Here is a 7,818-nt window from a genome sequence, read left to right as displayed (position 1 = left end):
ACTATTCAAAGAGTATTGGAACGAATTAAAACGCGATACTTATATGGCTGATGGTGGAAAATATCGTTATCGCCGCTATGGGGAACTTGCAAAAGAATCAAATAGCGAGGGTTTCGCAATTTTACCACATGCTCCATATATCCAGCTATCCTACATTAATTCTCTTAACGGAGATATTGAACGTCACTTCTATCCATTAACAGATGAATTCACTTCTTCGCCTGTATTAACGAAAGTACTTAGCTTATTGAGCAGTGTTTATGATTCTGCTGAAGGAAAAAAACAAGACTGGAGTATACGCCTACACCCTTATCGAATTAAAACAACTGAAGCAGAGCTGGGTCACCCTGCGCCAGAAGGGTTACATCGAAATGGGGTTACATATATTGCATCGATGATGGTTTGTAAGAATAACATTATTGGTGGTTCTACGTTACTCACTAACAATTATAAAGAGGCGCTTACAAGTGTAACTTTAAATGAAACACTTGACATCATCATGGCAGATGATGAAAAAACTATGCATCAAGTCTCCCCAATAAAACCAGCTACACGGTATAAAGAAGCATATAGAGATGTGCTTGTTATTGCCTTTACTCGAAAGGAGAAGTCTAATGGACTTAATAGCTAATACTTATAAAAAAGCGCGTTATAAATTTCCAATTACTGAGTTAATGCTATTGATGGTAGCCCTTTTTTGGGGAACTAGTTACGGCTTAACTAAAAGTGTACTAATTTACACTAGCGTATTACTTTTTATTGCACTTCGTTTTTCTTTAACTTTTCTTTGTATGTTGCCAATGGTTATCTCGGATTTCCGTAAAGGTTTGAATAACGACTGGAAAATTGCAATCCCTACGGGGTGTATTCTATCAGCCATCTTTTATTGTGAAGTATTTGGAGTCTTACACACAACAGCGTCAAATGCAGCTTTTCTAATTAGCTTATCTATCGTATTAACTGCACTTGCAGAGCCCATTATCAATAAGAAAAGGATATCAAAAGCTTTAATCCTCCTCACTGTCACAAGTGTATTAGGGATCTTCTTTTTAACTAGTAGTGAAGAGTTTGAATTGGTGTTAAATAAAGGCGATTACTTTATTCTATTGGCTGCGTTGTTTAGAGCATTAATGGTGACGACAACAAAGCGATCAACTGAAAATAAAAAGATAACAACGCGTTCTCTTACTGCTATCCAGTCATTCATCGTAGCAATCAGTTCCCTAATCGCATTAGCACTCTTTTCAACTGAGGCAGAGTTATCTATCCCAACTGTAATTGAATTCTGGCTGATAATGTCATACCTAATTATATTTTGTACATTATTTGCATTTTATATACAAAACTATGCAGTGCGCCGAACATCACCAACAAGAGTATCTTTATTAATGGGAAGCGAGCCATTATTTGGAGCCATTTTTGCCATAATTTGGCTAAATGAATCATTAACATTATTACAAATATTTGGCGGTAGTTTAATTTTTGTTAGTGTAGTAATTACATCGCTGCAAAAAACACAGTAGCCTAAAAACACTCCACTAATCATGTAAATAATTGAGTACCTTAAAAATGTTGTGGCTTAAGTAATACTGGCCACAACTTTATAATTTTCTATTTCGCTATGGAGGCGAAAGCGTGGTGGTTTATTATAAAGGAAATAGGCACATAAAAGTTATACTGTAATTTTCTTAGATTACAATGTAATGTTTACGTGTCTGTTTAAGATATTCATGGCCCATAATATGAAGTAGCTTTTAAAGATAAGAGTTAATATTAATGTGCTAGATTTAGAACCTGGTTAGAGAAAAATATTAGTGTTCACATAGGGACTCTTTAACCTAGAAAATGAGATGTAATTAAGTGGTAAAACGAATATAATTATCTGATTAAACTCCAAAATTCAAACTAAAAGTGTAACATCATAACTGTTCTTATAAAACAATGGCTTAATAACTGTTACATGTAACGAGGTTTAGATAAAAATGACAGAGATAAATATTGATACATCGGCATTAGAGAGTATGGAATCGTTATTGGGTGAGCAGTTTGCTGACACGCTTGATTTTTGTTGCGCAGAGTTTGAACGTTTAGGCTCTGAAGTTTTAGCAACTATTGGTAAAGACAGAGAAGCGGCTATTCGTCACTCTCACAGTTTAAAATCGAACGCGGCGCAGTTTGGCGCTTCAAGCCTTGCTGAAGTATCGCGTGTTATTGAGCAAAATTTAAACCTAGATAACTTAGCTGAAGCTATCGACGCATCTAATAGCTTAATGGCTCAAGTAACAGGCTCTCAAGCTAAGCTAAATGAATGGTTAGCATCTCGCTAATTATTGAAGCTGAAACGTGAATTTATTTCAGTATTAAGTAATCAAATACACTGGCATTTTACGCCTTTACTAGGTTAGTCTAAAGACTCACTAGTCGAGGTAAAAATGTCTGATATTAAAAAGAGTCACAAATTAGAAGGTGTATGTTATGACATTCGTGGGCCGGTTTTAGCACAAGCTAAAAAAATGGAAGACGAAGGTCAAAAAGTATTAAAATTGAATATAGGTAATCCGGCTGCTTTTGGTTTTGATATGCCAGAAGATATGCACCGCGATATTATCCGCAACTTATATTCAGCCCAAGGTTACTGTGACTCTAAAGGCCTCTATTCAGCCCGCGTGGCTATTTATCAGCACTATCAACAACGTGGATTACATAATTTAGATGTAGATAGCATATATATTGGTAATGGCGTAAGCGAACTTATTCAGATGATCACCCAAGCGCTATTAAATAATGGCGATGAAGTGCTTATTCCAGCTCCAGATTATCCACTTTGGACTGCTTCTGTCACATTATCGGGTGGTAATCCGGTGCATTATTTATGTGATGAAGAGCAAGATTGGTTTCCGGATATTGCAGATATAAAAAGCAAAATAACATCTAAAACTAAAGCTCTGGTATTAATTAATCCTAATAATCCGACAGGTGCGGTTTACAGTGATGATTTGTTAATGCAATTAATTGATATAGCGCGTGAACATAAACTACTGTTATTGAGCGATGAAATTTACGAAAAGATTTTATACGATGGTATAACGCATACTTCAATCGGCTCACTGTGTGATGATGTACCAATCATTACTTTTAATGGTTTAGCAAAAACCTACCGTGCAGCGGGGCTAAGAATGGGGTGGATGGTGCTAAGCGGTCGTACCTCAGTTATGGATGATTTACGCAAAGGTCTAGAAATACTGTCATCTATGCGTTTATGCGCTAATGTACCTGCGCAATATGCAATTCAACAAGCGTTGGGCGGGGTGCAATCAATTGATAATTTGATTAACCCTGGTGGTCGCTTATACGAGCAGCGCGATATAGCATGGCGCGGGTTAAACGCTATTGAAGGCATTAGTTGTAAAAAACCAAAAGGCGCGCTCTATGCGTTTGCCAAAGTAGATACAGCACTTTTTAACATTAAAGATGATGAAAAGATGATGTACGATTTGCTAAAAGCCGAAAAGATATTGCTTGTGCATGGCAGGGCGTTTAATTGGCCCGAGCCGGATCATTTTAGGTTGGTATTTTTACCAAGCAAAGATGATTTATTGGATGCGATGTTAAAAATGAAGCGCTTTTTTAAAGACTATCGCCAAGTATAGTTATTTAAAAAATAAAAACGAGCCAAATTTGGCTCGTTTTTTACTTTAGTCATGAATATATTGGCAGGGCGTGTTGAACTTTTTGGGTTGAAATTTGTTCAATCTAGGGGCTATTAAATCGCGACGCGAGGTTTGTAACCTAGTGGGCTAAGTAAAAACCGAGCAAAGCTTCCGCGTCCTGCTCACGCCCCTTACCTACATCCATGTAGGCAACAAAGAGTTAATTGCCGCTAGGCAGAACCCTGCGGGCAGCGCATGTTTGGCATTTATGCTGCGTTATCGCCTATTTATGAGGAACAACCACCGTTCATAGGTTCCGCCTTGTCGAAACACCAAACATGCCGCTGCAAATTTAATCACCAAAGTTCAGCACGGCCTAATACGCTTTATCTACACGCACCGTGTTGTCGTTCAAGTAAACTAATCTTACGTTATCACCTTTACTAAAACGCATTGATTGGTCTTGATCTTGAACAACCATAAACTGATCGCCGTTTTCAACTTGTATTAATAACTCTACAAAATGATTTTGCTGATAATGACTTTGCTGCTGCCTGTTATGCGCAACACTGCCGCCAATTACCGAGCCTAATATTGTTGCTACTGTGCGGCCGCTACCGCCACCAAACTGGTTGCCTACAACACCGCCGAGTAATGCACCGCCGAAAGTTTTCCAGCCGTTGTTTTTGTCTTGAATGATTTCTTGTTCGGTAATATTGCGGACCGATTTTACGTCACCAAATAAAACTTGCTGCACAGGAACTGCTTTATTGCGCTCGTATTTAGCAAACGTAGGCGCACTTATTGTAAGTAAAGCGCACATAATTACAGTAATTGCTTTCATAACTTGCTCCTTTTATACCAACCTGCATAAATCTTTGATCAATTTAACGAATTAAATTGCGCTATAACGTCGTTAAAAATTTTTTATTTAGAACCACTAGATACAAAAATCTTTGTCTAGTACTAGCGTAATTTTCTTAACGTTAAATAGACCCCATATATAAGCTGATTGGTATTAGCTACCAGCCAAAGGTTGATTTTTCTTTCGTTTTACGAATTTCAGTTTCGTCTGCCCATTCAACTAGGCCGCTTTCCATATCCATTAGACGCATCGTAAATTTATAGTATACGTCTGATTTATCGGCATTTGATTTAACGATACTTGATAAATTTCCGTATAACATATATTGCGCGCCAATTTGCTTACCAAATGCAACGGCTGTAGCAGGGTTAACAAGGGCATCTTCGTTCTGAAAAGTTAATTGCTCACGTACTGACTCAACACGCGTCATATCTACAAAACGGAACTTACCGCTGCGTAGCATTTGTGTTGAGATTGAATCGGTGATTGATTCAGTATCAATGTGTTCACTGGTTTTGTTTTTAATACGCTCAACAAATACTACAGGGCGTTTATTAGCGGTCATTGTGCCAACAACGGGTGAGCTGAGTAATGAATCGGTCATTTGGCTCGCTACTTTTTGTAAGTCAGTAGAGCCAAAATTAATATCGGTTGTCTCTACTGCTTGTGCATCGCCATAACTTACTACGGCTTTATTAGCACAGCCACTTAATACTAAAGCGCTCAAGCCAACTAAAGCGTAAGTTGATGCTGTTTTAAATTTGTTACTGATGATCATGGTTGTTTCCTTTAATCTTTAAATTCTTGTGATTCGGTAGACACTTCTCTTACTGCTAAAGAAAAGGTAACTGCATCAGAGCTCGGTGCTAAGCCCGGTAATTGTGTTTTTGCAAAACCAAATAAGGTGAGTGCTTGCCAAGGTGAGTGGTTGCCTTTAATAACAAAGCCGTCTTTATCAAACCAATTAAATTGATACTGTAAATACTGTGATTTTTTATACTGACTCGAAAGTGTCACTACCACATCGGTTAACTGGTTTGTTTGACGGGTCTTTATGTCAGTTATAGTCAGCTTTTTACTTAAAGCTGGGTTATCAACACGTAATTGCTCATTAAACTGGCTTTTATTTTGTTCAACAGAAATACCGGATGTAATCGGTTTACTTGAACATGCACTTAGCATTAGTACTGCTAATAATGGCGCTATGTATTTCATGATGGCTCCTAAAGTTGAACTACGTGGTAATTAAAGTAGTTATTGATAGAGGTTAAGTAAATTAACGTTAACCCTTGCTTACTAATGGTGAAATTTATAGGCGCTTGTGTGCCTATATGCAGAGAATGCTCACCTGTATTTAGGTTTTGCCTTGCAACACTTATTTGATTTGGAAGCGTAAGCCAACTGCGTGTATCAGCTTGCTCAGATGCCAAATTATAAATATTGGCAATTATGTTACCTACATCACCGGCGCTGCGAGCAAACTCTGCACGCACTTTTTCTTTTGCCACTAACCTAAGTACTTGACGAGCTACTTTTGCAGGTATTTGATCTTCTAATGTTTTGGCTGCAAGTGCTTCAATGTGTACCAGTGGACTAAGCGTTAAGCTTTGTGCATCAATGTTTATGGTGTTAAGACGGCGCACATAGGCGTTATCTTTATATACCGGCATTGCTAGGCTATAAAAGCGTGCATCGCCACGTGATGAATAAATTGGTAAGCGCAGTTTAAATTCATCTTGTTTTGGTACTAAGCCTTGTTCAAATAAAACAATCACTTCGCCTTGTGATGAAGAAATAGTTGGCGCATCACTAAAACGTTTTTTGAATTCACTTAAGTCTTGCGCAAACCCTTGTTTTTTAGCAAGGCGTATTACGTCCTGTTGTAAATAAATATTGTTAGGTTGTATAGCGAGTGCTTTTTTATAATCAATATAAGCATCGTCGTATTGTTTAGCACTTTGGTAAAGCAAAGCAGATAAGTAAAACGTGTAGGCATTTTGAAAGCCATTTTTTACATCCCTGGTTACATTGTTCATACTCGGGTAGTGCTGTTGCGCTTCTTTTATTGTTGAGTCTACTTCAGTTTGATTTTCTGCAAGTGCATCAACTTGTACTTTATTAGCTCTACGAATTTCTACTAAAGCGCCTTCAATATCATTTTTATATACATAGTTAAGTGCTTTATAGCTATGAAGCATGCTCATTTCGTAAGCAGGTGGAACATAGGTAATGGCTGAGTCGTTAGTAAATAACGCATTACTTTGTTCAAGCCCTGCACTTACCTGTATTTTGGCGGCTTCACGTTTTTTTTGCATTTGCGTATACACATTCTCGAATTTGCTTTGTGCATCATTTGCTGTATTCGCTAAGTCGTTTAAACGAGCTTGCTCGAGTTGGTTGAGTAAGTAGCTGCTGTGCAGGGTGCTATTATTAGCAATAAGGGATTGCGCTTCTTCGATATTATTTTTCTCGATCGCATTTCTTATTGGTGTCATTTGCGTGGCATAGTCATTAAATAGGTCACTAAAACCTATTGTGCTACACCCACTTAAAATAAAACAAAAGCTTAAAGTTATACTTAGGCGCACTGCGCACTCCTCTTAATTTACCTACATACATTAACATATTATTTTTAGCTAAATGTGTGAAATATTGTAAAAAATCGTAGAGTAAAATTGCCTGCTAATCTAGAAATATAAGATCACACTGGTGAACAAAACGTGAATTCTATTAATTTTTATCAACTACACTGAAATAGTAATTTAGCTTTTACGGTCTAGCTATTTGTTATATCACTCAGAGGAAATAAAAAATGAAAAAGTTCACAGGTGCAGCAATGGCTGTAATGGTTGCAGGTTTAGTTGGTTGTAATGCTACAGAGGCAGAAACATCACCATCAAGTTCTGTTGCAAATAATGGCGCAACAACTGATTTAGTTCATTGTTACGATGCAAATGTGTGTGGCGGTCATAACGATTGTAAAACAGCTGAAAATGCATGTGCTGGTCAAGCATCATGTAAAGGTACTGGTTTTGTAGCTATGCCTGCAAAAGCGTGTGCTGACGTTGGCGGTAAAGTAAAAGATAAATGGGTTGGCAGTGTAGCTAAAGCTGATTTAGTACATTGTAATGATGTAAATGTATGTGGCGGTCATAATGATTGTAAAACAGCTAATAACGCGTGCGCTGGACATGCATCATGTAAAGGGACTGGTTTTGTATCAATGCCAGCAAAAGCATGTGGTGACATTGGTGGTTCTGTAGGTAGCTAATACCAATTTTATTAAAAATATGATCTTTTTAT

General features: G+C 37.5%; 9 protein-coding genes. 5 read left to right on the top strand and 4 right to left on the bottom strand.

Translation table 11 applies throughout. The features are described from left to right. The 4 genes from P20495_RS20095 to P20495_RS17140 form a co-directional block, all read left to right on the top strand. The coding region (locus P20495_RS20095; RefSeq protein WP_033015043.1) for a 2OG-Fe dioxygenase family protein at positions 1–631 on the top strand (631 nt) is incomplete at its 5' end. Beyond that, on the top strand, positions 615–1,523 hold the full coding sequence (locus P20495_RS17130; protein WP_008134106.1) for a DMT family transporter: 909 nt from the start codon (positions 615–617) through the stop codon (positions 1,521–1,523). The genes P20495_RS20095 and P20495_RS17130, both read left to right, overlap by 17 nt. 459 nt (positions 1,524–1,982) lie before the next feature. Continuing rightward, positions 1,983–2,327, top strand: coding sequence for an Hpt domain-containing protein (locus tag P20495_RS17135; RefSeq protein WP_008134104.1), 345 nt, complete (start codon positions 1,983–1,985; stop codon positions 2,325–2,327). A gap of 105 nt (positions 2,328–2,432) precedes the next feature. After that, positions 2,433–3,650: a pyridoxal phosphate-dependent aminotransferase gene (locus tag P20495_RS17140; RefSeq protein ID WP_008134102.1), complete on the top strand. Its 1,218-nt coding sequence runs from the start codon at positions 2,433–2,435 to the stop codon at positions 3,648–3,650. A 376-nt stretch (positions 3,651–4,026) separates the two neighbouring features. On the opposite strand, the gene P20495_RS17145 is transcribed toward P20495_RS17140, so the two are convergent. The 4 genes from P20495_RS17145 to P20495_RS17160 all read right to left on the bottom strand — a co-directional run bounded on the left by P20495_RS17145 (position 4,027) and on the right by P20495_RS17160 (position 7,103). Further along, entirely contained in the window at positions 4,027–4,494 is a 468-nt protein-coding gene (locus P20495_RS17145) for a glycine zipper 2TM domain-containing protein (protein WP_008134100.1), read from the bottom strand. 178 nt (positions 4,495–4,672) lie between these two features. Then, positions 4,673–5,293: a penicillin-binding protein activator LpoB gene (gene lpoB / locus P20495_RS17150; RefSeq protein ID WP_007375407.1), complete on the bottom strand. Its 621-nt coding sequence runs from the start codon at positions 5,291–5,293 to the stop codon at positions 4,673–4,675. An 11-nt stretch (positions 5,294–5,304) separates the two neighbouring features. Beyond that, complete coding sequence (locus tag P20495_RS17155; protein ID WP_007375406.1) at positions 5,305–5,730, bottom strand: YcfL family protein; 426 nt, start codon at positions 5,728–5,730, stop codon at positions 5,305–5,307. An 8-nt stretch (positions 5,731–5,738) separates the two neighbouring features. Beyond that, complete coding sequence (locus P20495_RS17160; RefSeq protein WP_008134098.1) at positions 5,739–7,103, bottom strand: COG3014 family protein; 1,365 nt, start codon at positions 7,101–7,103, stop codon at positions 5,739–5,741. A gap of 224 nt (positions 7,104–7,327) precedes the next feature. Between P20495_RS17160 and P20495_RS17165 the strand changes: the two genes are divergently transcribed. Further along, positions 7,328–7,786: a hypothetical protein gene (locus P20495_RS17165; protein WP_007375404.1), complete on the top strand. Its 459-nt coding sequence runs from the start codon at positions 7,328–7,330 to the stop codon at positions 7,784–7,786. The last annotated feature ends 32 nt before the right edge of the window (positions 7,787–7,818 follow it).

The organism is Pseudoalteromonas sp. BSi20495, from assembly GCF_000241185.1.
Classification (GTDB): Bacteria; Pseudomonadota; Gammaproteobacteria; order Enterobacterales; family Alteromonadaceae; genus Pseudoalteromonas; species Pseudoalteromonas fuliginea.
Note: the sequence above shows the minus strand (reverse complement) of the source record. Positions and strands in the feature narration are given on the sequence as shown.